The organism is Streptomyces sp. NPDC056296 (assembly GCF_042268605.1).
Taxonomy (GTDB): Bacteria; Actinomycetota; Actinomycetes; order Streptomycetales; family Streptomycetaceae; genus Streptomyces.
The window spans coordinates 132,252-153,731 of the sequence record NZ_JBHJRX010000011.1 but is presented as its reverse complement, the minus strand read 5'-3'; the positions used below and the strand labels follow the sequence as shown (position 1 = coordinate 153,731).

Here is a 21,480-nt window from a genome sequence, read left to right as displayed (position 1 = left end):
GGACCGAGCGGTATCGGGCCGGTTGTGCAAGACTCTGCAAGCTCTTGCCGCCACTTTCTCGAGGGAGCGCGATGACGCAGCAGCCCGCGCCGGGCCGTCCAACAGGCCGCCCACGGCGCCCGATCGGTGTGCAAGGCGGCGGCCGACAGGTACAGTCCACCCCTGTGACCACACGGCTTGCCGACATCGCCGCCCAGGCGGGGGTGAGCGAAGCGACGGTCAGCCGCGTCCTCAACGGGAAGCCGGGCGTCGCCGCCACCACCCGACAGTCCGTACTCGCCGCCCTCGACGTGCTGGGCTACGAACGCCCCGTGCGGCTGCGGCAGCGCAGCGAGGGCCTGGTCGGCCTGATCACGCCGGAGCTGGAGAACCCGATATTCCCGGCGCTGGCCCAGGTCATCGGCCAGGCGCTGACCCGTCAGGGCTACACGCCGGTCCTCGCCACCCAGACCCCGGGCGGTTCCACGGAGGACGAGCTGACGGAGATGCTGGTCGACCGCGGGGTCGCCGGCATCATCTACGTCTCGGGGCTGCACGCCGACACCACCGCCGACATGCAGCGCTACGAACGGCTGCGCGCACAGGGCGTGCCCTTCGTCCTCGTCGACGGTTTCTCGTCGAAGGTGCAGGCGCCGTTCATCTCCCCCGACGACCGCGCCGCGATGAGCCTCGCGGTCACGCACCTCGTCTCGCTCGGTCACACCCGCATCGGGCTGGCCCTCGGGCCGAAGCGGTTCGTGCCGGTGCAGCGCAAGATCGAGGGCTTCGTCCGCACGATCCAGGACCAACTGGATCTGAGCGCCGAGACCGTGGAGACGGACCTCGTCCAGCACTCCCTCTACACCCTGGAGGGCGGCCAGGCGGCGGCCACCGCTCTCATCGAGCGGAACTGCACGGCGGTGGTCTGCGCCAGCGACATGATGGCGCTCGGCGCGATACGGGCGGCCCGGCAGCGGGGCCTGGACGTGCCCAAGGACTTCTCGGTCGTCGGCTTCGACGACTCGCCGCTGATCGCCTTCACCGACCCGCCGCTGACGACCGTCCGCAAGCCGGTCCCGGCGATGGGGCAGGCGGCGGTGCGCACGCTGCTGGAGGAGATCGGCGGAACGCCCGCGCCGCACAGTGAGTTCGTGTTCATGCCGGAGCTGGTGGTGCGCGGCTCGACGGCGTCGGCGCCGGGTGAGCGCAACCGGTCCTGATCCCTGCCCCGGGATGGCCGGATGCGGCCAGGATCCGCCTGGGGGATGATCGGTGGGAGAAGGCTTTTCTGGCAGACTTCATGCCTATGGGTGACGCGACCGTGAGGACTCCGGAACGCCTCGATGAGGCCGTTCCGCACCCCGTCACGGAGGAGACGGGGCGGGGGCCGCTGCGCCGTCTCCGCGCACCGCGCCGACCCCGGCTGTGGTTCGAGATCCTGCTGATCGCCGTCAGTTACTGGACGTACTCGCTCGTCCGGAACGCGGTACCGGAGCAGCGGACGCAGGCGCTGCGCAACGCCGACTGGATCTGGCGCGTCGAGCAGCAGCTCGGCGTCGCCGTCGAGCAGTCCGTCAACCATGCCGTGAACTCGGTGACTTGGCTGGTCGTCGGCATGAACTACTACTACGCCACGCTGCACTTCGTGGTGACCCTGGGTGTGCTGGTGTGGCTCTACCGCGGCCACCCCGGGCGGTACGCGGCGACCCGGCTGGTGCTGTTCGCGACGACGGGCGTCGCCCTGGTCGGTTACTACCTGTATCCGCTCGCCCCGCCCCGTCTGATGAACGGCGGGCACTTCATCGACACGGTGATGGTCCATGAGACCTGGGGTTCGATGGCGTCCGGCGACCTGAAAAACATGTCGAACCAGTACGCGGCGATGCCGTCGATGCACATCGGGTGGTCGGTGTGGTGCGGGCTGACCATCTTCGCGCTGGCTTCCGTGCCGTGGGTGCGGGTGCTGGGGCTGGTGTATCCGGCGCTGACCCTGGTCGTGATCGTCGCCACCGCCAACCACTTCTGGCTGGACGCGGTGGGCGGGGTGCTGTGTCTGGGGTTCGGGTACGCGGTGGCGGCGGCCTGGTACGGGCGCCTGCCGTACGCGTTGCCGCGGACGGTGGCGGCGCGGTGGCGGGCGTGGTCGCCCAAGCGGGCGTAGGGCCGGCCGTTTCGGGGCGGGCTCTGCCGCGTGGCGGGACGGCTCCTGTCCGGGCTCCCGCCCGCGTGGCGGGACGGCTCCTCAGGTGGGCCGAGGAGGGCAGGTGACCTCCCAGGCCGCCTCGACCATCCGGAAGATCTCGTCCAGCGCGGCCTCCGGATCGGGCGCCTCGCGGGCCAGCGAATAGGCGTCGACCGCGAACCTCGCGATCGTCCGGCAGGCCGTCGTGCTCTGCGCCAGGCCGGGATCGGCGGCGATGGCCGTCGCCAGCGACTCCGCGTGGCGCAGCCTCATCGACTCCTCGTACTCCCGCAGGGCGGGTGTTCCGTCGACCAGGCGCCGGATCGGGGCGGCGCCGTCCGCCGTGCAGTGCCGCACCAGGGCGAGGACCTCGCGGCGCAGCGCAGGGATGAGCGGCTCGTCCGGGCCCCGGTCGGTGACCGCCCGCGCGAGGCGTAGCTCGAAGTCGTGGTCCTGCTCGAACACCAGGGCCTCTTTCGAGGCGAAGTGGGAGAAGAGCGTGGTGACGGCCACGTCGGCCTCGGCGGCCACGTCCCGGATGCCCACCGCGTCGTAGCCGTGTTCCAGGAAGAGCCGCAGGGCGGCGTCGGCGATCTTCTGGCGGGTCGCGGCCTTCTTGCGTTCCCGGCGCCCGGTCGGCACGGTCATACCCTGACACTACCAAATCCAAAGGTGTAACCGTTTGTGTAACCGCTTCGAAAACATAACCGTTAGTGCTACGGTCGCCGGCATGAGAAAAGTGAGCTTCGCCGAGTTCGGCGGTCCGGACGTCCTGCACCTCGTGGACGCCGAGGAGCCCCACGCGGGCCCCGGCCGGATACGCATCGCCGTGCGGGCGGCGGGCGTCAACCCCGTCGACTGGCGGGTCCGTGAGGGCCAGATGCTGAAGGCCCATCCGATCGAGCTGCCCGCCGGAGTCGGGCTGGACGCTTCGGGTGTGGTGGACGAGGTCGGCGAGGGCGTCGAAGACGTCGAGGTCGGCGACCACGTGTTCGGCGAAGGTTCGAGCACCTATGCCGAGTTCGCCGTGCTGGGTGCCTGGGCCCGGATGCCCGAGGGGCTGACGTTCGAAGAGGCGGCCGGATACCCCTCCGTGGTGGAGACCGCGCTACGCGTCATCCGCGAGGTCGGGGTTCGGCCCGGGCAGACGCTGCTGGTCAGCGGTGCGTCCGGGGGTGTCGGGTCGGCGGTGCTGCAGATCGCCCGCGACCGCGGCATCACGGTGATCGGCACGGCCGGGGCCGCGAACCAGGACTATCTGCGGAGCCTGGGCGCCCACGCCACGACGTACGGCGAGGGCTGGGTCGAGCGGGTGCGGCGGCTCGGCCACGTCGACGCGGCTCTCGATCTGGCCGGCTCGGGCGTGATCCGCGAGCTGGTCGAGCTGACGGGTGATCCGGGCAGGGTGGTGTCCATCGCCGACCTCGGTGCGCCGGAGTCCGGTGTCCGGTTCTCCGGCGTGGCCGGGAGCGTGCCGGACGCGCTCGCCGAGGCCGTCGGCCTCATCTCACGGGGAAGGCTTCACATCCCGGTCGAGAAGTCCTACGCGCTCGCCGAGGCCGCGGCGGCGCACATCGACAGCCAGGCCGGTCACTCGCGCGGGCGGCGGGTGGTGATCGTCTGAGCCCCGATCCGAACGACGCCCGCTAGGCGTAGAACAGGTCCTCCACCACCGCCCGGGCCCGGCGGGCCGTACGACGGTACTCGTCGAGCATGTCGCCCGCGTGGCCCGGGCCGTGGCCCAGGTAGCGGCCCACCGCCGCCAACTCGCGGGGGTCGGTCGGGAAGGTGTCGGCGGCCCGGCCGCGCACCAGCATCACCGCGTTGCGGACGCGCGTCGCCAGCACCCACGCCTCGTCGAGGGTCCCGGCGTTCTCCGCCGAGATGAGCCCGGCGTCGCCGGCGGCGGACAGGGCCTGGCGCGTCCTGGTGGTCCGCAGCCCCCGCTCGGCGTGCCCGTGCCGCAGCTGGAGCAGCTGCACGGTCCACTCCACGTCGGACAGCCCGCCCGGCCCCAGCTTGGCGTGCAGCTTGGGGTCCGCGCCGCGCGGCAGCCGCTCGGACTCCATCCGGGCCTTGAGCCGCCGGATCTCCCGTACGGCGTCCTCCCCGAGCCCGTCCGCCGGGTACCGCAGCGGATCGACCAGCTCGATGAACCGGCGCCCCAACTCCGCGTCGCCGGCGACGAACTCGGCCCGCAGCAGCGCGTGCCGCTCCCACACCAGCGACCAGCGCCGGTAGTAGGCCTCGTACGACTTCAGGGTCCGCACCAGCGGGCCGGACTTGCCCTCGGGACGCAGGTCGGCGTCGACGAGGAGGGGCGGGTCGGCGCTGGGGACCTGGAGCAGGCGGCGCATCTCGGAGACGACCTTGTTCGCCGCGTCCGACGCCTCCCGCTCGTCGACCCCGTCCTGCGGCTCGTGCACGAACAGCACGTCCGCGTCCGAGCCGTAGCCCAGCTCGTGCCCGCCGAACCGGCCCATGCCGATGATCGCGAACCGGGTGGGCAGCGTGTCGCCCCAGCCCTCCCGTACGACGGCCCGCAGCGTGCCCGCCAGTGTCGCCGCCGTCAGGTCGGAGACGGCGCCGCCGACCAGGTCCACCAGGGCGCCCTGGTCGGCCTCGACGGGCTGCGTCTCGGTGCCGTAGGAACCGACGATGTCCGCGGCGGCCGTACGGAACAGCTCCCGGCGCCGGACCCCGCGCGCCGCGGTGACCGCCTGCACCGCGCCGTCGGCGCGGCGGACCGCGGCGAGTGTCTCCTGCTCCAGCTGGAGCCGCCCGCGCGGCGCCAGCCCGCCGGCGTTGCCGTCCCCGAGCAGTGCGACGGCCTCGGGCGCCCGCATCAGCAGGTCGGGGGCGAGCCGACCGGCGGAGAGCACGCGGGCGAGGTTCTCGGCCGCGGCGCCCTCGTCCCGCAGCAGCCGCAGGTACCAGGGCGTCGTGCCGAGCGCGTCGGAGACCTTGCGGAAGTTGAGCAGGCCGGTGTCCGGGTCGGCCGAGTCGGCGAACCAGCCGAGCAGCACGGGCAGCAGGGTCCGCTGGATGGCCGCCTTGCGGGTGACACCGGACGCCAGCGCCTCCAGGTGCCGGAGCGCGGCCGCCGGATCGGCGTACCCGAGGGCGACCATCCGCTCCCGCGCGGCCTCGGGGCTCAGCCGGGCCTCGCCGGGCGCCAGCTGGGCGACGGCGTCGAGCAGCGGCCGGTAGAACAGCTTCTCGTGCAGCCGGCGTACGACGGACGCGTGCCGCTTCCACGCGCGCAGCAGCCCGGTGACCGGGTCGGTACGCAGCCCGAGGGAGCGGCCGAGGCGCCGCAGGTCGGCCTCGTCCTCGGGGACGAGGTGGGTGCGCCGCAGCCGGTGCAGCTGGATGCGGTGCTCCATGGAACGCAGGAAGCGGTACGCGTCGTCGAGCTGGGCGGCGTCCGCCCGGCCCACGTACCCGCCCGCGGCGAGGGACTCCAGCGCGTCCAGCGTCGTACCGCTGTGCAAGGACGTGTCGGAGCGTCCGTGCACCAGCTGGAGCAGCTGGACGGCGAACTCGACGTCCCTGAGCCCGCCCGGACCCAGTTTCAGCTGCCGGTCGACCTCGGCGACGGGGATGGTCTCCACCACCCGACGGCGCATCTTCTGCACGTCCGGGACGAAGTTCTCACGGTCGGCGGCCTGCCACACCAGGGGCTGGAGGGCGGCCACGTACTCGGCGCCGAGCCCGGGGTCGCCGGCCACCGGACGGGCCTTGAGCAGCGCCTGGAACTCCCAGGTCTTGGCCCAGCGCTGGTAGTAGGCGAGGTGGCTGCTGAGGGTGCGCACCAGCGGGCCGTTGCGGCCCTCCGGGCGGAGGTTGGCGTCGACGGGCCAGATGGAGCCCTCGACGGTGGTCTCGGAGCAGATCCGCATCAGGTGCGAGGCGAGCGCGGTCGCGGCCCGCATCGCCCTGGCCTCGTCGGCCACCCCCTCCGCGGGCTCACCCACGAAAATGACGTCCACGTCGGAGACGTAGTTCAGCTCGTGTCCGCCGCACTTGCCCATCGCGATCACCGCGAGCCGGCACAGCGCCGCCTCCTCGGGCGCGGCGGCCTCGGCGAGGGCGAGGGCCGCGCGCAGCGTGGCGGTGGCGAGGTCGGCCAGCTCGGCGGCGGTCTCGGCGACGTCGATGGTGCCGCACACGTCGCGGGCGGCGATGGACAGCAGGCAGCGCCGGTAGGCGACGCGCAGGGAGACGGGGTCGGTGGCCTCGGCGAGGCCGCGCTCGAACTCCGCCACCCCGCGGTGCAGGTCCCGCGGCTCGTAGGTGACCAGAGCCTGCCAGTCGCCGGCGTGCCGGGCGAGGTGGTCGGCGAGCGCCTCGGAGGCGCCGAGCACACCGAGGAGACGGTCGCGCAGCGGCTTGGCGGCTATCAGGGTGTCCAGCAGCTCCCGGCGGGCGGTGGGGTCGGGCTGCGCCTCCAGGAGCCGGACCAGTCCGTGCAGGGCGAGGTCCGGGTCGGCGGTGGCGCCCAGCGCCTCCAGCAGGACCGGGTCGCTGCGGACCGGTGCCAGCTCCACGCCGTCCAGCAGCCGCTCGGCGGCCGAGGGATCGGTGAAGCCGTGCCGCAGCAGCCGCGTGAAGGTACTGCTCCTGCGCCCCGGCGCCGTCATCTCGGCCTCCTGTTCGGACCCGTGGGATGCGCCCATGGGATGCACCCGTGGGATCAAGGTCGTACGGCTGAGCGTAACCGGGGAGGCGCGCGCGGGCGCCGGAGCGTACCGCTCACCACTTCCCGCTCACCACTTCCGGTGGCCCGCTCCGCACTCGTACGATATCTTGTACGAGCCGCGAAGGGAGGCACCGGTATGTCCATTACCGCAAGCGAAGCCCGTCAGAACCTGTTCCCGCTGATAGAGCAGGTCAACGAGGACCATGCCCCGGTGCACATCACCTCCCGCAAGGGAAATGCCGTGCTCATGTCCGAGGAGGACTTCACGGCCTGGACGGAGACGGTGCATCTCCTGCGTTCCCCCAAGAACGCCCGCCGCCTGCTCGACTCCATCGCCGAGGCCGAGTCCGGCGGTGCGCGGCGGCGCGAGCTGATCAATCCGGACGCGGAGCGCACGTGAAGATCACTTTCACGTCGCACGGCTGGGAGGACTACGTCCACTGGGCCGAGAGCGACCGGAAGGTGACCAAGCGGATCAACAAACTGATCACCGACATCACACGTGACCCGTTCAAGGGCATCGGCAAGCCGGAGCCGCTGAAGGGCGACCTGTCGGGCTACTGGTCACGACGCATCGACGACACTCACCGTCTGGTGTACAAGCCCGCCGATGGCGTGCTGGTCATCGTGCAGGCCCGGTACCACTACTGACAGATACCGACAGAACCGACATCACGACATCACGACATCGTGCTCGACAAGGACGTCGAAGGAGCCATGCCATGGACTTCACGCTCGAAGTGATCCCGCTGCCCGTGACCGACATCGACCGGGCCCGGGACTTCTACCGGGACAAGGTCGGCTTCCACGTCGACATCGACCAGGAGGTCATGCCGGGGATGCGCATCGTCCAGCTGACGCCGCCCGGCTCGGGCTGCTCGATCGCCCTCGGCGAGGCCATCTGGGACATGGCGCAGGGCCAGACCACGCCGGCCCCCGGCTCGTACCAGGGCCTTCAGCTGTGCGTCACCGACATCAAGGCCGCCCACGCGGAGCTGGTGGGGCGCGGCCTGGAGGTCTCCGAGCCGGTGCAGTACGCGCCGGACGACGGCGCCACGTTCATGTACTTCACGGACCCGGACGGCAACGGCTGGGCCGTCCAGGAGTACCGCCGCCGGGCGACGGAGCCGCTGCACCAGCTGCTGGCGGACCAGAAGCGGCAGGGCTAGGAGGGTCGTTCGGATCAGCCGGTCTCCCGCCACCGGTTGGTGATCGGGAGCCGGCGGTCCCTGCCGAAGCCCTTCGGCGAGATCTTGGTGCCCGGCGGGTACTGGCGCCGCTTGTACTCCGCGGTGTCGACCATGCGCAGCGTCTTCGTCACCAGCTCCCGGTCGTACCCGGCGGCCACGATCTCGTCGGCGCCCCGGTCCCGGTCGACGTACAGCTCCAGGATCGCGTCCAGCACCGGGTAGTCCGGCAGCGAGTCCGTGTCGACCTGCCCCGGGCGCAGCTCGGCGCTGGGCGACTTGGTGTCGTCGGGCACGAAGCAGCGGAACCCCCGCCTCATGTCCGCGGCTTCGCGCCCCGCTCCGCCAGCAGGTCCGCCATCAGCCGGATCTCCGACTCCTGCGACTCCACCATCCCCTGCGCCAGCCGCTTCTCCACGCCGACCGTGCACTTGTCCGCGCACCCCTGGGCCATGTGGACGCCGCCCCGGTGATGCACGGTCATGAGCTGGAGGTAGTAGACCTCCGCCTGCTTCCCGTCGAGCGTGGCCAGTTTCTCCATCTCGGCGTCGGTGGCCATCCCCGGCATCAGCGAGCCCTCGCCGGCGGAGGGCATCTCGCCCATCCCCATCCAGGACATCGGCGGATCGGACGACACCTTCGGCAGCCCCCACAGGTCGAGCCAGCCGATCATCATGCCCCGCTGGTTGGCCTGGGTCTGCGCGATGTCGTACGCGAGGCGCCGCACCTCCTCGTCCTCGGTGCGGTCGCGCACGATGTACGACATCTCCACGGCCTGCTGGTGGTGCACCGACATGTCCCGCGCGAAACCGGCGTCCGCCGAGTCGGCGGACGGGACGCGGCCCGCGCCGTCGTCCCCGGCGACGGCGTAGGTGATCCCGCCGGCCAGGACGAGGGCGGCGGCGGCCGCCCCCGCGATCCAGCCGGCCCGTTTCGGTGTCACTGCGACAGGCCGTTCGTGCAGGCGGCGCCCGGCTCCGGGGTCTGCTCGCCCTGCACGAACTTCTCGAAGAACTTGTCCACGTTCGGGTCGTCGGCGCCCGTCACCGTGCGCTGGTGGCCCCAGGCGGTGAGCATGATCGGGTCCTTCTGCTCGTCGTCCGGGCTCATCAGCGAGTACGGCGTCCTCTTCACCTTCGCCGCCAGCTTCTCCACGTCGGCCTTGGGCGCCTTGTCGGTGTACGTCACCCAGACGGCACCGTGTTCCAGCGAGTGCACGGCGTTCTCGTTCTCCAGCGGCTTGGTGTAGACGTCGCCGTTGCAGTTCATCCAGACCTGGTTGTGGTCGCCGCCGACCGGGGGCTCGGCCGGGTAGGACACCTTCTTGGTGACGTGGTTGCGGGACAGGTCCCCCTTCCAGGTCCGCACCCCGTCCGCCCCGGCGACGAACTTGCCGGAGGTCTTGCCGTCCGAGGCCGTGGCGTCGTCGGAGTCGCCGGACTGCGACCGGACGAGGACGACCCCGCCGACGACGAGACCCGCGACGACCACGGCACTGACCGCGATGGTGAGGATCCGGTTCCGGCGGTCGCGGGCCTCCTCGGCGCGCCGCATCTCGGCTATGCGTGTCTGTCGCGCCGTGTTGCTGCTCTTCTTGGCGGAACCCATGGGGTGTGCCCTTCTGGGAAAAGGGAGGCGGTGGAGTCCGCTGATCGTAATGGCGAAGGAGGGCCGAATCGTAGGGAGATCACAGGATCCGTCGCCGTGGAACCCCAGGAATGGCCCGATCGAACAGGTGGCCTCTACGCTGCGGGGAGGGCCGGTGGTCCGATCGAGGCCCGCAACGCGTACGAAACCGTGCTGTGGTGTGATGCTCGGGTGCCCGACCGCCTCCCGCCGTACCGGAGACAGGCGGCCTGACCAGCAAGGATGGGGAAGCGGAAGATGGACAAGCAGCAGGAGTTCGTGATCCGGACGCTGGAGGAGCGCGACATCCGGTTCGTACGCCTGTGGTTCACGGACGTACTGGGCTTCCTCAAGTCCGTCGCCGTGGCCCCGGCCGAGCTGGAGCAGGCCTTCGACGAGGGCATCGGCTTCGACGGCTCCGCGATCGAGGGCTTCGCCCGGGTCTACGAGTCCGACATGATCGCCAAGCCGGACCCGTCGACCTTCCAGGTCCTGCCCTGGCGCGCGGAGGCCCCCGGTACGGCCCGCATGTTCTGCGACATCCTCATGCCGGACGGCTCCCCCTCCTTCGCCGACCCGCGCTACGTCCTCAAGCGCGCCCTGGCCCGCACCTCCGACCTGGGCTTCACCTTCTACACCCACCCGGAGATCGAGTTCTTCCTGCTGAAGGACAAGCCCGTCGACGGCACGGTCCCCACCCCCGCCGACAACTCCGGCTACTTCGACCACACCCCGCAGAACATCGGCATGGACTTCCGCCGCCAGGCGATCACCATGCTGGAGTCGATGGGCATCTCGGTCGAGTTCTCCCACCACGAGGGCGCCCCCGGCCAGCAGGAGATCGACCTGCGCTACGCCGACGCGCTCTCCACGGCCGACAACATCATGACGTTCCGCCTGGTCATGAAGCAGGTCGCGCTGGAGCAGGGCCTCCAGGCCACCTTCATGCCGAAGCCGTTCTCGGAGTTCCCCGGCTCGGGCATGCACTCGCACCTCTCGCTCTTCGAGGGCGACCGCAACGCCTTCTACGAGTCCGGCGCGGAGTACCAGCTCTCCAAGGTCGGCCGCTCCTTCATCGCGGGCCTGCTGCGGCACGCGGCGGAGATCTCGGCGGTCACCAACCAGTGGGTGAACAGCTACAAGCGCATCTGGGGCGGCTCCGAGCGCACGGCCGGCGCCGGCGGCGAGGCCCCCTCCTACATCTGCTGGGGCCACAACAACCGCTCGGCCCTGGTCCGCGTCCCCATGTACAAGCCCGGCAAGACCGGCTCGGCCCGCGTCGAGGTCCGCTCCATCGACTCCGGCGCCAACCCGTACCTGACCTACGCCGTCCTCCTCGCCGCCGGCCTCAAGGGCATCGAGGAGGGCTACGAACTCCCGCCGGGCGCCGAGGACGACGTGTGGGCCCTGTCCGACTCGGAACGCCGCGCGCTGGGCATCGAGCCCCTCCCCCAGAACCTCGGCGAGGCCCTCGCCCTGATGGAACGCAGCGACCTGGTCGCCGAGACCCTCGGCGAGCACGTCTTCGACTTCTTCCTCCGCAACAAGCGGCAGGAGTGGGAGGAGTACCGGTCGCAGGTGACGGCGTTCGAGCTGCGGAAGTCGCTGCCGGTGCTTTGAGGGCTGGTCGGAGGACATACCCCGCTGGTGCAACGGACGGGGCCGACGGTCGAGGACCGTCGGCCCCGTCTCGTGCTCACCCCTTGTTCGTGACCCGGCCGTACTGCAGCAGGGCCCAGGCCAGGGCGCCGAAGGCCGCCACGTCCGCGGCGGCGCGGACGACGTTCCAGCGCTCCCACCTGCCCTCGAACCGCTCCCGTACCGCCGCGATGTCGGCGATCTCGTCGACCGGGCCGGCCGCGTCCAGGTCGATGTTGAGCGGGACGTGGACAACGATGGTCACCACCACCGTCACCAGGTAGAACGCCAACGCCGTGGCGACCCACGGCAGCACCGCCGAGCGAACCTCGCCGCCCGCGCGCAGCAGCAGTACGCCCGCCAGGACGGTGAAGACGAGCGCGCCCACGACCGTGAGCGCGAACCAGCCGTTCAGGATGACGACGTTGACGTGCTGCATCACCTGCACATAGGCCTTGTCGTCCGACCGGCCCAGGGCGGGCATCACCACGTACGCGAAGACGAAGAACAGGCCCGCGCTGAGTCCCGTGGTCAGGGTCGCCGCGATCAGTGCGGCCGTGCGGATGTCAGTCATTGCTCATTCCCGTCTGCACAGCGGTGCGCGCGTAAGGATTTTCAGAGCCGCGTATGTTTTCTCATCAACGGCATCGTGCGGGCGCCCCCGCAACGTCACCGCAAGGTGCGTCCTACGCGGGGTCCCACACCCCGGTCGGAGCGATCTCTGCCACCCAGTCCGCGAAGTCGCGGGGCTTGCGGTGCAGGGCCCGCTCGACGCCGTCGGCGAGCGAGCTGTTGCGACCGTCGAAGAACTCGGAGATGAGCGTGGCCAGCGGCTCGGCGAAGTCGCGCGGGGCACCGTCGGCCACGATGCCGTCGGCGAACTCCTGCCGGGTGATCGGCACGTACTTCAGGTCGCGTCCCGTCGCCCGGGCGATCTCGGCGACGCCCTCGGCGAAGGTCCACAGCCGCGGGCCCGTCAGCTCGTAGCGCTGACCGGCGTGGCCGTCCTCGGTGAGGGCCGCCACGACGACGTCGGCGATGTCGTCGGCGTCGACGAACGGGTCGGCGTTGTCACCGGCGGGCAGCGGCAGCACGCCCTGGCGCAGCGGCTCCAGGAACACTCCCTCGTCGAAGTTCTGGTTGAAGGAGGCGGGGGCGACGATGGTCCACTCGACGGGGAGGCTCGTCACGGCCTCCTCGCACCGGACGGCCTCGTCCTGGTTACGGGCGGAGAGGAGGACCAGGCGCTCGACACCGGCGTCGACCGCCAGCCGGGCCACGGTGCCGATGGCGTCACCGGCACCGGGCCACTCGACCTCGGGGTAGTACATCAGGTAGGCCGACTTGACGCCGGTGAAAACACCGGCCCAGGTCGAGGGGTCTTCCCAGTCGAACGGGGGCTTTCCGCCGCGGGATCCCACCCGCACCTTCACGCCTCGCTCGACCAGCCTCTTCGTCACCCGGCGGCCGACGCGACCAGTACCACCGAGGACCAGCGTCGTGTGCTCGTTTGTTGTCATGCTTCAATCGTGGCGGCCCGCAGCTGGATGCTCCATGGCCGAGATGCCGGAATGCATAACCAGTCGTCTATTCCGGCGTCCATTCCGGCGTCTATTCTGAGGAGATGGACGCACTCGCAGGATTACTCGAGGGGCCGAGGGCAAGCGGCGCCTTCGTCCTCCGCATCGTGATGGAGCCCCCGTGGTCGATCCGGGTCCAGGACCGGTCGCCCCTGTGTCTCGCCGTCATGCTCAGCGGCGAGGCGTACGTCGAGCCCGACGCCGGTGAACCGGTCCGGCTGCGCCCGGGAGATGTCGCCATCGTCCGCGGCCCCGACCCGTACATGCTGAGCGACGGTACGTCCTCCGCGCCCCAGGTCATCGTGCACCCCGGCCAGCAGTGTGTCACCCCCGAGGGCGTCGAGCTGCGTGAGCGCATGTCGCTGGGGGTGCGCACGTGGGGCAGCAACCCCGACGGCCCCGTACAGATGCTGCTCGGCGTGTACGAGGAGGTGGGGGCCGTCGGCCAGCGGCTGCTCGACGTGCTGCCGCCGCTGCTGGTCGTGTCCGACGACAGCTGGGATTCGACGCTGCTGCCGGTGCTGGCCCGCGAGGGCGCCAAACAGGGTCCGGCGCAGGGTGTGATCCTCGACCGGCTGCTGGACCTGCTGCTCATCTCGGTGCTGCGGGTGTGGTTCGACCGGCCGGAGACCGAGGCCCCGGCCTGGTACCGGGCGCACACCCACCCAGTGGTCGGCGAGGCGCTGCGGCTGCTCCACGAGGATCCGGCGAAGGACTGGACGCTGGAGCGGATCGCGGCCGAAGTCGGCGTGTCCCGGGCGACGTTGGCCGACACGTTCCGCAAGGCCGTCGGCACACCGCCGATGACGTATCTGACCGAGTGGCGGCTGGCCCTGGCCGCGGATCTGCTGCGCCAGTCGGACGCCACGCTGACCACCGTCGCCCGGCAGGTCGGTTACGGCAGCGGCTTCGCGCTGAGCTCGGCGTTCAAGCGGGTCTACGGCATCAGCCCGCAGGAGCACCGCAGCGCCGGCGCGGTGAGCGCGCCGACCGGTGCGCCGACCGCCGCGACGGCCGGTGCGCCGGCCGGTGCGCCGGCCCGGACCTAGGACCTGTCGTTTGGATCATGCCGGCGTCGCGGGGCGTGGCACGCACATCTGCCGCGTTGTCGTCGGTTGCCAGGGCTCCGGTCCGACGCCGCTTCCCGCGCGACGAGCGGCAGGAGTGGGAGGAGTACCGGTCGCAGGCGATCCTGCCGTGGTCGCCGAACATTCCTCGGACCTGCACACCGTTCATCGGGCGGTCGCACCGAGGGGGCGTCGCGGAGGCGCGCGGACCGTGTGCGCGCCTCCGCGACCCCGGAGAAGAGTCGTTACCGGTGGGTAGCGTGAAGACGCGGGCTCTTTCGTCGACGGCACGCACACACTGATGGACATGGCAGCGGACGCTCAAGGGCGCATGGTGGGCCGGTCGTTCGGCACCATGCTTGGATCAGTGCGCGGCACGCCGACGACCGGCTCCGGACTCCCCCAACTCCGCATGCCGGGCGTGCCGCACCGCTCCGATCCCCTTCGCACGAAAGGCAGAAGCTGCCATGAACCTCGTTCCCCAGGTCGAAACGGCTCACCTCTCCGACGCGGACCTGGACCAGGTGTCCGGTGGCATCCTCGGCATCGACGCCGGCGCGGCCGTCATCACCGCCGGTGGTGCGCTCGGCACCGGCTTCCACGCGGAGGCCGGCCCGTTCTCCGTCACCGCCGGCCTCGGCGCCTCGGCGGCCGTCGCCGGCACCTCGGTGCAGGGCCAGGCGCACACGACCATGGTCTGAGCCGCACGGCCGAGCCCCGGACCACCGTGTCCGGGGCTCACCCCTTGCCGGTGCCCGCCACGAACGCCGCCCACATGGCCGGGGCCACGGCGAGGCGGAGGCCGTCGGGGCGCTTGGAGTCGCGGACGTGGATGGTGGCGGGGGTTATCGCGACCTCTACGCAGTCGTTGGGGTTGCTGCTGTCGCTGTAGCTGCTCTTGAACCAGGTCAGGTCGGCGACGTCTCCGGACGCGTCCTTGCGGCTCATGTCTCCCCCACCAGTTGTTCGATGAAAGCCAGTGATTCCCGGGCGGTCAGTGCCTCGGCCCGGATAATGCCATAGCGCAGTTCGAGGATTCGCAGCAGTCGTGGGTCGGTGACCGGACGGTTGTCGAACTCGTCGTCGGCCCGGCCGACCGCCGTGCCGTCGCCGAACTTGAGCACCTGAATCCGTCCCCCCGTTCCCGGATGGTCGCCGCGAGACGTCGGCATCACCTGGATCTCGACGTGCCGCAACCGCGCCACCTCCAGCAGATGTTCGAGCTGCCTGCGCAGCACCATCTTGCCTCCGACGGGACGCCTCAGAGTCACCTCTTCCTGGACAAAGCTGAGTTCCGGAACGGGGACCCGATCGAAAATCGCCTTGCGGGCCATCCGCGCGGCGACCGCTCTCTCCAACTCCTCCTCCGTCAGCGCCGGCCGCCGCGTCCTCAGCAGGGCGCGGGCGTACTCCTCGGTCTGGACGAGGCCGTGCAGGTTGTGGCTGCCGTACGAAAGCGACTCGACCGCGCGCGACTCCATCTTCGCCAGGTCCCGCACGTGCTTCGGGTACCGGACCTTCTTCACGTCCTCCCAGGTCGCGGCAATGAGCCCATCCGCCCCCAACACCTGGTCCGCCTTCTCCAGATACTCCCGCCGCGGAATCCGCTTCCCGCCCTCGACCTTGTAGACCAAGTCCTCGCCGTACCCCACTGCCGTTCCGAAGTCGCCCGCCCGCATCCCCACCGCCTCGCGCCGCAGCTTCAGCTGCCGTCCCACGGTGGCGATGACCGCAACGCCCCACTCGTCGTCCGGGTCGACCTCCCAGCCCGGCTCGTCCGCCCCACCGTCCACCGACATCCGCACCCCTCCGCCCTACGCGTCGTATCGCGACGCGCGTCACGGTAGACGGACGATCGGCGCCACGGTGGCGGGATGCGGCCCCCGTCACCCCGACGTGGGGCGCGGTCCTCAGCGGCGCGCCGTCTCCACGGTCTCCGGCACGTGCCCGGCGACCACACGTTCCCGCCCGGTGACCGGAGCGGCGGCGGCCCGGCGCCGGTCCACGGCGTAGGCCGCGCCCGCGACGCCCACGCCGAGCACCGCCAGCCCCGCGCCCGCCGTCGCCGGGGACGTGGCGCCGAAGCCGGCCGCGAGGGCGAGGCCGCCGATCCAGGCGCCGCCGGCGTTGGCGAGGTTGAAGGCGGCCTGGTTGGCCGAGGAGGCCAGGGAGGGGGCCGCGGCGGCCTTCTCCATGACCATCAGCTGGAGGGGGGAGCCGGTGATGAAGGCGGCCATGCCGAGCAGGGCCACCGCCACGGCCGCGCTGACCTCCGTGCGCATCAGGAGCGGGAACAGGGCGAGGACCACGACCAGGGAGGCGAGGCCGCCGAAGAGGGTGCCCCGGAGGGAGTGGTCGGCCAGGCGGCCGCCCAGCAGGTTGCCCGCGGTGGCGCCGACTCCGAAGAGGGCCAGCAGCAGCGTCACGCCGGCCTCGGCGAAACCGGCGGTGTCCGTGAGCATCGGCGTGATGTAGCTGTAGGCGGCGAAGAGCGCGCCGAAGCCCGCGACCGTCGTGCCGAGGGCCAGCCAGACGGGGACGGAGCGCAGGGCGGCCAGTTCGCCGCGCAGGCCCGTGGTGGGGGCGGGGGCGTGGTCGCGGGGGATCAGGGCGGCCAGCGCCGCTATCGCCGCGACGCCGATCACGCTCACGCCGAGGAAGGTCGCACGCCAGCCGAGCTGCTGACCCATGGCGGTGGCGGCGGGGACGCCGACGATGTTGGCGACCGTCAGGCCCAGGAACATCAGGGAGACCGAGCGGGCCTTGCGTTCCGGCGCGACCATGCCGGTGGCGACCACCGCGCCGACGCCGAAGAAGGCACCGTGCGGCAGGCCGCTGACGAAACGGGCGGCGAGGAGGGAGACCTCGCCGGGGGCGAACGCCGACAGGGCGTTGCCGATCACGAACAACGCCATCAGGGCGATGAGGACCGTGCGGCGGGACATCCGCGCGGTCGCCGCGGCGAGCAGCGGGGCACCGATGACGACGCCGAGCGCGTACGCCGAGACCAGGTGGCCGGCGCTGGGGATCGAGATGTTCAGGTCGTCCGCGACTTCGGGCAGCAGGCCCATCATCACGAACTCGGTGGTACCGATGCCGAAGGCGCCCACGGCAAGGGCGAGCAGGGCCAGGGGCATGAAGGATCTCGCCTTTCGAGAGCGGAGGTGCGTACGGGAGTTCTTCGCTATGTTCCCGTACGGAACAAAGTCTCTCAGGCGGAGTACTCCGTCAGGTGACGGGCGGGTTTCCGACAGCCGCCCATACGGGGCTGAGCAGGGACTTTCAGGAAGCCGTTGTGTCGACCTTCACACGCGCGGCGATCGGCAGGTGGTCGCTGCCGGTCGCCGGGAGAGTCCAGCTCGTCGTCGGTTCGACGCCGGAGACCAGGATCTGGTCGATGCGGGCCATCGGGAAGGACGCCGGCCAGCTGAACCCGAAACCGTCACCCACGGCGCCCTGCGGGGAGCGCATCTGGGAGGTGATCGCGGTGAGCGCGCGGTCGTTCATGGTGCCGTTGAGGTCGCCGAGCAGGATCTTGCGGGGCAGCTTCTCGTCGGCGATGGCCTCACCGAGGGCCTCGGCGCTCTTGTCCCGCTGCCGGGCGGTGAAACCGGCCTCCAGCTTCACCCGTACGGAGGGCAGGTGGGCGACGTACACCGCGACCGGCCCGGACGGGGTGGCGACGGTGGCGCGCATCGCCCGCTTCCAGCCCAGTTCGATGTCGACCGCCTTCACGCCGCTGAGCGGGTACTTGCTCCACAGCCCGACGGTGCCGACGACCGCGTGATGCGGGTACTTCGCCGCGAGCGCCTTCTCGTACGTCGGTACGGCGGACGCCTTCAGTTCCTCCAGGGCCATCACGTCCGCACCCGCGGCGGCCACGGCGCGGGCGGTGCCGGCCGGGTCGGCGTTGTCGGCGTTGACGTTGTGCGTGGCCACCGTGAGATCGCCGCCGGTACCCGTCTTGTCGAAGAGCAGGCCGCCGAAGAGGTTGAACCACACGGCCACCGGCAGCAGGAGCGCGATCAGCGCCGTCGCCGACTTGCGGGCGAGGGCGATCACCAGGAGCACCGGCACCAGCAGGCCGAACCACGGCAGGAATGTCTCCGTGAGGCTGCCGAGGTTGCCGATGGCGTTCGGGATGTGTGAGTGGCCCGCCATGACGACGGCCAGAACGACGGCCACCGCGGCGGTGACCAGGCCCCGGCGCCAGATCCGCGGGTCACCGCGCCAACCGGTGACCGCCCGGTCGAACAGGCGCCGAAGCCGGGGTTCCCGGCGCTCGGGCCCCGAGCCGCCGCTGTCCGTCTCCGTCATGTACGCCTGCTGCGCCATACCGTCGCCTCACAACCTGCCGTGCAACACCGTCGCCCCCTGTGACTCAGCACCCTAGGGGATGATCGGTTCCGAACCCGCCGTCCCGTGACGGCCGTACTGGCACGAGGACGTACGAGTCGGCTTCCGGAGTTCCGAACAGCGGCGACACGGGCCGCTCTGTGACACAACGAGCACATTCGCCCCCTCCTTCTCCCCCGCGAGGCAGCCGTGTCGAGGGTCCACTAGCCGCCGGGACGCACGAGGTGCCACCATGGAAGGGATCCGGGGACACCGTCAGGGTGCCTCGAGATGACATGAAGGAGCCGTTGCCATGACGCAGCTTTCGGCTGCCCCGACGCCTCAGAGCCGGCCCGCCGACGGGAGCAAGGCGCTGTACGGGGGCAAGAGCAACCGTCGTATCACCGTCCGGGACATCACCACCGCCAAGGAGCGCGGCGAGAAGTGGCCCATGCTCACCGCCTACGACGCGATGACCGCGTCCGTCTTCGACGAGGCCGGCATCCCGGTCATGCTCGTCGGCGACTCCGCGGGCAACTGCCACCTCGGCTACGAGACCACCGTGCCCGTCACGCTGGACGAGATGACCATGCTCTCGGCCGCGGTCGTGCGGGGCACCTCCCGCGCCCTGATCGTCGGCGACCTCCCGTTCGGCTCCTACCAGGAGGGCCCGGTGCAGGCGCTGCGCTCGGCGACCCGGCTGGTGAAGGAGGCGGGCGTGGGGGCCGTGAAGCTGGAGGGCGGTGAGCGGTCGCACGAGCAGATCCGGCTGCTCGTCGAGTCCGGCATCCCCGTGATGGCGCACATCGGCCTCACCCCGCAGTCCGTCAACGCCATGGGCTACCGGGTGCAGGGCCGCGGCGAGGAGGCGGCCCAGCAGCTGCTGCGCGACGCCAAGGCGGTGCAGGACGCGGGCGCCTTCGCGGTCGTCCTGGAGCTGGTGCCGGCCGAGCTGGCCGCCGAGGTGACGCGGACACTGCACATCCCGACGGTCGGTATCGGCGCGGGTCCGGACACGGACGCGCAGGTGCTGGTGTGGACCGACATGCTCGGACTGACCGGCGGCCGGATGCCGAAGTTCGTCAAGCAGTACGCCGACCTGCGCCAGGTCATGGGCGACGCGGCGAAGGCGTTCGCCGAGGACGTCGTCGGCGGAACGTTCCCGCAGGAGGAACACGCGTTCTGATGCGCCTAAGCCGGCGCCGCTCTCGCGGAGCTGGTTGCTCGCCGTCGTGGTTCCTCAATTAATGGTTGCGGTGCTTGTCGGTGGGGTGTCGGTGCCGCCGGTCGTGATGTCGGTGGGCTGTCGGTGATATATCGGCGGCCCCTGACATCGTCTGGGGTATGAAGCGAATCGACAAGAACCCTCCGGCCGCGGGCAGCGCGGTCACCGTGCGGGGGCTGGTCAAGCACTACGGCGAGACCAAGGCGCTGGACGGCGTCGACCTGGATGTGCGCGAGGGCACCGTGATGGGCGTGCTCGGGCCGAACGGCGCCGGCAAGACCACCCTCGTCCGCATCCTGTCCACCCTCATCACACCCGACGCCGGCCAGGCGCACGTCGCCGGCTACGACGTCGTACGGCAGCCGCGGCAGCTGCGGCGGGTGATAGGACTCACCGGGCAGTACGCGTCCGTGGACGAGAAGCTCCCCGGCTGGGAGAACCTCTACATGATCGGCCGGCTGCTCGACCTGCCCCGCAGGGACGCCCGCGCACGGGCCGACGAACTGCTGGAGCGGTTCTCGCTCACCGAGGCCGGCAAGCGTCCCGCGGCCACGTACTCGGGCGGCATGCGGCGACGGCTGGACCTGGCGGCCTCCATGATCGGGCACCCGGCGGTGCTGTACCTGGACGAGCCCACCACCGGCCTGGACCCGCGCACCCGCAACGAGGTGTGGGACGAGGTCAAGCGCATGGTCGGCGACGGTGTCACCGTGCTGCTCACCACCCAGTACATGGAGGAGGCCGAGCAGCTCGCCTCCGAGCTGACCGTCGTCGACCGCGGCAAGGTCATCGCGAACGGCGGCATCGAGGAGCTGAAGGCCAAGGTCGGCGGCCGCACCCTGCGTATCCGTCCGGCCGACCCGCTCCAGCTCCGCCCGCTCGCCTCCTACCTGGACGAGCTGGGCATCACCGGGCTCGCCAGCTCCACCGTGGACGCGCAGCGCGGTGCCGTCCTGGTACCGATCCTCAGCGACGAGCAGCTGACCGCCGTGGTCGGCGCGGTCACCGCGCGCGGCGTCACGATCGCCTCCATCACCACCGAACTGCCCAGCCTGGACGAGGTCTTCCTGTCCCTCACCGGCCACCGCGCCAGTGCCCCGCAGGACGCCGCGCCCGCCGAAGCCCGCGAGGAGGTCGCCGTATGAGCGCCACCACCGTCAGTCCCGACGCCCGGATCACCCCGCGCGGGCATCTGCGGCACACCGGCGCCCTGGTCCGCCGCAACCTGCTGTGGATCCGGCAGGACCCGGAGTCGATGTTCGACGCCCTGCTGATGCCGGTCGTCTTCACCCTGCTGTTCGTGTACGTCTTCGGCGGGTCGATCGGCCAGGCCCTGGGCGGCGGGCAGGACGGCTATGTGCAGTACGTGATCCCCGGCATGATCGCGATGATGAGCATGACGCTGTCCCAGGGCGTCGGCACCGGGTTCAGCCAGGACTTCAACTCCGGTGTCATGGACCGCTTCCGGTCCCTGCCCATCGGGCGCGGCTCGGTGCTCTTCGCGAAGATCGCGGTGGAGATGCTGCGGATGCTGTTCGCGACCGCCGTGCTGATGATCGTCGCCGTCCTGGTCGGCTTCGACATCCAGAGCTGGCCCGGTCTGTTCGCGGCGGTGGGCCTGTCCGCGGTTTTCGCCTCGTCGATCATGTGGGTGTTCCTCACCCTGGGCGTGATCCTGAAGAACGCGCAGTCCGTGCAGGCGATGGGATTCATGGTGCTGTTCCCGCTGCAGTTCGGTTCCTCGATCTTCGCGCCGACGCAGTCGATGCCGGGCTGGTTGCAGGCCTTCACCGACTACAACCCGCTCTCCACGCTCGCCGACGCGGCGCGCGGTCTGATGGTGGGCGGCCCGGTCGCGCACGACCTGTGGATCACGCTCGGCTGGTCGGTGGCGATCACGGCGGTGATGGCGCCGGTCGCCATCCACAAGTTCCGTACGAAGACCTGACCCGGCCCGGG

At 71.0% G+C, this 21,480-nt stretch carries 22 protein-coding genes and 1 pseudogene; 12 read left to right on the top strand and 11 right to left on the bottom strand.

From position 1 onward, the window contains the following. The first annotated feature begins 164 nt into the window (after window positions 1-164). On the top strand, window positions 165-1,199 hold the full coding sequence (locus tag ACFCZF_RS10970) for a LacI family DNA-binding transcriptional regulator (RefSeq protein ID WP_375910911.1): 1,035 nt from the start codon (window positions 165-167) through the stop codon (window positions 1,197-1,199). 86 nt (window positions 1,200-1,285) lie between these two features. Beyond that, window positions 1,286-2,140, top strand: coding sequence for a phosphatase PAP2 family protein (locus ACFCZF_RS10965; RefSeq protein WP_376671387.1), 855 nt, complete (start codon window positions 1,286-1,288; stop codon window positions 2,138-2,140). 81 nt (window positions 2,141-2,221) lie between these two features. On the opposite strand, the gene ACFCZF_RS10960 is transcribed toward ACFCZF_RS10965, so the two are convergent. Next, a complete protein-coding gene (locus tag ACFCZF_RS10960; protein ID WP_376671386.1) occupies window positions 2,222-2,809 on the bottom strand; it encodes a TetR/AcrR family transcriptional regulator in 588 nt (195 codons plus the stop codon). An 82-nt stretch (window positions 2,810-2,891) separates the two neighbouring features. On the opposite strand from ACFCZF_RS10960, the gene ACFCZF_RS10955 reads away from it, so the two are divergent. Next, window positions 2,892-3,785 (top strand): NADP-dependent oxidoreductase, encoded by an 894-nt coding sequence (locus ACFCZF_RS10955; protein ID WP_376671385.1) that lies wholly within the window; start codon window positions 2,892-2,894, stop codon window positions 3,783-3,785. A gap of 22 nt (window positions 3,786-3,807) precedes the next feature. Here ACFCZF_RS10955 and ACFCZF_RS10950 read toward each other — a convergent pair whose 3' ends face one another. Beyond that, window positions 3,808-6,804 carry a bifunctional [glutamine synthetase] adenylyltransferase/[glutamine synthetase]-adenylyl-L-tyrosine phosphorylase gene (locus ACFCZF_RS10950; protein WP_376671418.1) on the bottom strand — a complete coding sequence of 999 codons (2,997 nt, stop codon included), beginning with the start codon at window positions 6,802-6,804 and terminating at the stop codon, window positions 3,808-3,810. Between the two features lie 195 nt (window positions 6,805-6,999). Between ACFCZF_RS10950 and ACFCZF_RS10945 the strand changes: the two genes are divergently transcribed. The 3 genes from ACFCZF_RS10945 to ACFCZF_RS10935 all read left to right on the top strand — a co-directional run bounded on the left by ACFCZF_RS10945 (window position 7,000) and on the right by ACFCZF_RS10935 (window position 8,032). Then, window positions 7,000-7,263, top strand: a complete 264-nt coding sequence (locus ACFCZF_RS10945) for a type II toxin-antitoxin system Phd/YefM family antitoxin (RefSeq protein ID WP_376671384.1) — start codon at window positions 7,000-7,002, stop codon at window positions 7,261-7,263. After that, entirely contained in the window at window positions 7,260-7,514 is a 255-nt protein-coding gene (locus tag ACFCZF_RS10940) for a Txe/YoeB family addiction module toxin (protein ID WP_310873687.1), read from the top strand. The genes ACFCZF_RS10945 and ACFCZF_RS10940 overlap by 4 nt, the downstream gene beginning before the upstream one ends. Window positions 7,515-7,585: 71 nt before the next feature. After that, window positions 7,586-8,032 carry a VOC family protein gene (locus ACFCZF_RS10935; RefSeq protein ID WP_375910933.1) on the top strand — a complete coding sequence of 149 codons (447 nt, stop codon included), beginning with the start codon at window positions 7,586-7,588 and terminating at the stop codon, window positions 8,030-8,032. A 14-nt stretch (window positions 8,033-8,046) separates the two neighbouring features. Here the strand turns inward: ACFCZF_RS10935 and ACFCZF_RS10930 are convergent. The 3 genes and pseudogenes from ACFCZF_RS10930 to ACFCZF_RS10920 form a co-directional block, all read right to left on the bottom strand. Then, window positions 8,047-8,334, bottom strand: a pseudogene (locus ACFCZF_RS10930) (NAD+ synthase); the annotation flags it as partial. A gap of 32 nt (window positions 8,335-8,366) precedes the next feature. Beyond that, window positions 8,367-8,993 carry a DUF305 domain-containing protein gene (locus ACFCZF_RS10925; RefSeq protein ID WP_376671383.1) on the bottom strand — a complete coding sequence of 209 codons (627 nt, stop codon included), beginning with the start codon at window positions 8,991-8,993 and terminating at the stop codon, window positions 8,367-8,369. Continuing rightward, entirely contained in the window at window positions 8,990-9,658 is a 669-nt protein-coding gene (locus ACFCZF_RS10920) for a DUF3105 domain-containing protein (RefSeq protein ID WP_376671382.1), read from the bottom strand. The genes ACFCZF_RS10925 and ACFCZF_RS10920 overlap by 4 nt, the downstream gene beginning before the upstream one ends. A gap of 276 nt (window positions 9,659-9,934) precedes the next feature. On the opposite strand from ACFCZF_RS10920, the gene glnA reads away from it, so the two are divergent. Then, a complete protein-coding gene (gene glnA, locus ACFCZF_RS10915; protein WP_310873682.1) occupies window positions 9,935-11,296 on the top strand; it encodes a type I glutamate--ammonia ligase in 1,362 nt (453 codons plus the stop codon). A gap of 76 nt (window positions 11,297-11,372) precedes the next feature. On the opposite strand, the gene ACFCZF_RS10910 is transcribed toward glnA, so the two are convergent. Further along, window positions 11,373-11,888, bottom strand: coding sequence for a DUF1772 domain-containing protein (locus ACFCZF_RS10910; protein ID WP_376671381.1), 516 nt, complete (start codon window positions 11,886-11,888; stop codon window positions 11,373-11,375). Between the two features lie 112 nt (window positions 11,889-12,000). After that, window positions 12,001-12,834, bottom strand: a complete 834-nt coding sequence (locus ACFCZF_RS10905; protein ID WP_375925164.1) for an NmrA family transcriptional regulator — start codon at window positions 12,832-12,834, stop codon at window positions 12,001-12,003. Window positions 12,835-12,938: 104 nt separating this feature from the next. Here ACFCZF_RS10905 and ACFCZF_RS10900 point away from each other — a divergent pair, with 104 nt between their 5' ends. Beyond that, window positions 12,939-13,943 carry an AraC family transcriptional regulator gene (locus tag ACFCZF_RS10900; protein WP_376671380.1) on the top strand — a complete coding sequence of 335 codons (1,005 nt, stop codon included), beginning with the start codon at window positions 12,939-12,941 and terminating at the stop codon, window positions 13,941-13,943. A gap of 485 nt (window positions 13,944-14,428) precedes the next feature. Next, window positions 14,429-14,662 carry a hypothetical protein gene (locus ACFCZF_RS10895; protein ID WP_375918859.1) on the top strand — a complete coding sequence of 78 codons (234 nt, stop codon included), beginning with the start codon at window positions 14,429-14,431 and terminating at the stop codon, window positions 14,660-14,662. A 37-nt stretch (window positions 14,663-14,699) separates the two neighbouring features. Here ACFCZF_RS10895 and ACFCZF_RS10890 read toward each other — a convergent pair whose 3' ends face one another. The 4 genes from ACFCZF_RS10890 to ACFCZF_RS10875 form a co-directional block, all read right to left on the bottom strand. Further along, window positions 14,700-14,909 carry a DUF397 domain-containing protein gene (locus ACFCZF_RS10890; protein WP_376671379.1) on the bottom strand — a complete coding sequence of 70 codons (210 nt, stop codon included), beginning with the start codon at window positions 14,907-14,909 and terminating at the stop codon, window positions 14,700-14,702. Further along, the gene (locus ACFCZF_RS10885; protein WP_376671378.1) at window positions 14,906-15,760 is read right to left on the bottom strand and encodes a helix-turn-helix domain-containing protein; all 855 of its coding nucleotides are present in this window, start codon (window positions 15,758-15,760) and stop codon (window positions 14,906-14,908) included. Before ACFCZF_RS10885 ends, ACFCZF_RS10890 begins: the two co-directional genes overlap by 4 nt. A gap of 111 nt (window positions 15,761-15,871) precedes the next feature. Continuing rightward, on the bottom strand, window positions 15,872-17,098 hold the full coding sequence (locus tag ACFCZF_RS10880; RefSeq protein WP_376671377.1) for an MFS transporter: 1,227 nt from the start codon (window positions 17,096-17,098) through the stop codon (window positions 15,872-15,874). A 145-nt stretch (window positions 17,099-17,243) separates the two neighbouring features. Next, window positions 17,244-18,296: an endonuclease/exonuclease/phosphatase family protein gene (locus ACFCZF_RS10875; RefSeq protein WP_376671376.1), complete on the bottom strand. Its 1,053-nt coding sequence runs from the start codon at window positions 18,294-18,296 to the stop codon at window positions 17,244-17,246. Window positions 18,297-18,609: 313 nt separating this feature from the next. Here ACFCZF_RS10875 and panB point away from each other — a divergent pair, with 313 nt between their 5' ends. From panB to ACFCZF_RS10860, 3 genes are all read left to right on the top strand, one after another. Further along, window positions 18,610-19,482: a 3-methyl-2-oxobutanoate hydroxymethyltransferase gene (panB, locus tag ACFCZF_RS10870; protein ID WP_376671375.1), complete on the top strand. Its 873-nt coding sequence runs from the start codon at window positions 18,610-18,612 to the stop codon at window positions 19,480-19,482. Window positions 19,483-19,640: 158 nt separating this feature from the next. After that, entirely contained in the window at window positions 19,641-20,666 is a 1,026-nt protein-coding gene (locus ACFCZF_RS10865; RefSeq protein ID WP_375918876.1) for an ATP-binding cassette domain-containing protein, read from the top strand. Then, the gene (locus tag ACFCZF_RS10860) at window positions 20,663-21,469 is read left to right on the top strand and encodes an ABC transporter permease (RefSeq protein WP_375918879.1); all 807 of its coding nucleotides are present in this window, start codon (window positions 20,663-20,665) and stop codon (window positions 21,467-21,469) included. The genes ACFCZF_RS10865 and ACFCZF_RS10860 overlap by 4 nt, the downstream gene beginning before the upstream one ends. The last annotated feature ends 11 nt before the right edge of the window (window positions 21,470-21,480 follow it).

Bases quoted from the DNA above. Each gene is read 5' to 3' on its own strand.
- ACFCZF_RS10880 (WP_376671377.1), bottom strand. From the start codon at position 17,098: ATGCCCCTGGCCCTGCTCGCCCTTGCCGTGGGCGCCTTCGGCATCGGT.
- panB (WP_376671375.1), top strand. From the start codon at position 18,610: ATGACGCAGCTTTCGGCTGCCCCGACGCCTCAGAGCCGGCCCGCCGAC.
- ACFCZF_RS10905 (WP_375925164.1), bottom strand. From the start codon at position 12,834: ATGACAACAAACGAGCACACGACGCTGGTCCTCGGTGGTACTGGTCGC.
- ACFCZF_RS10885 (WP_376671378.1), bottom strand. From the start codon at position 15,760: ATGTCGGTGGACGGTGGGGCGGACGAGCCGGGCTGGGAGGTCGACCCG.
- ACFCZF_RS10935 (WP_375910933.1), top strand. From the start codon at position 7,586: ATGGACTTCACGCTCGAAGTGATCCCGCTGCCCGTGACCGACATCGAC.
- ACFCZF_RS10860 (WP_375918879.1), top strand. From the start codon at position 20,663: ATGAGCGCCACCACCGTCAGTCCCGACGCCCGGATCACCCCGCGCGGG.
- ACFCZF_RS10895 (WP_375918859.1), top strand. From the start codon at position 14,429: ATGAACCTCGTTCCCCAGGTCGAAACGGCTCACCTCTCCGACGCGGAC.
- ACFCZF_RS10890 (WP_376671379.1), bottom strand. From the start codon at position 14,909: ATGAGCCGCAAGGACGCGTCCGGAGACGTCGCCGACCTGACCTGGTTC.
- glnA (WP_310873682.1), top strand. From the start codon at position 9,935: ATGGACAAGCAGCAGGAGTTCGTGATCCGGACGCTGGAGGAGCGCGAC.
- ACFCZF_RS10875 (WP_376671376.1), bottom strand. From the start codon at position 18,296: ATGGCGCAGCAGGCGTACATGACGGAGACGGACAGCGGCGGCTCGGGG.
- ACFCZF_RS10965 (WP_376671387.1), top strand. From the start codon at position 1,286: ATGGGTGACGCGACCGTGAGGACTCCGGAACGCCTCGATGAGGCCGTT.
- ACFCZF_RS10865 (WP_375918876.1), top strand. From the start codon at position 19,641: ATGAAGCGAATCGACAAGAACCCTCCGGCCGCGGGCAGCGCGGTCACC.
- ACFCZF_RS10920 (WP_376671382.1), bottom strand. From the start codon at position 9,658: ATGGGTTCCGCCAAGAAGAGCAGCAACACGGCGCGACAGACACGCATA.
- ACFCZF_RS10910 (WP_376671381.1), bottom strand. From the start codon at position 11,888: ATGACTGACATCCGCACGGCCGCACTGATCGCGGCGACCCTGACCACG.
- ACFCZF_RS10945 (WP_376671384.1), top strand. From the start codon at position 7,000: ATGTCCATTACCGCAAGCGAAGCCCGTCAGAACCTGTTCCCGCTGATA.
- ACFCZF_RS10900 (WP_376671380.1), top strand. From the start codon at position 12,939: ATGGACGCACTCGCAGGATTACTCGAGGGGCCGAGGGCAAGCGGCGCC.
- ACFCZF_RS10960 (WP_376671386.1), bottom strand. From the start codon at position 2,809: ATGACCGTGCCGACCGGGCGCCGGGAACGCAAGAAGGCCGCGACCCGC.
- ACFCZF_RS10950 (WP_376671418.1), bottom strand. From the start codon at position 6,804: ATGACGGCGCCGGGGCGCAGGAGCAGTACCTTCACGCGGCTGCTGCGG.
- ACFCZF_RS10955 (WP_376671385.1), top strand. From the start codon at position 2,892: ATGAGAAAAGTGAGCTTCGCCGAGTTCGGCGGTCCGGACGTCCTGCAC.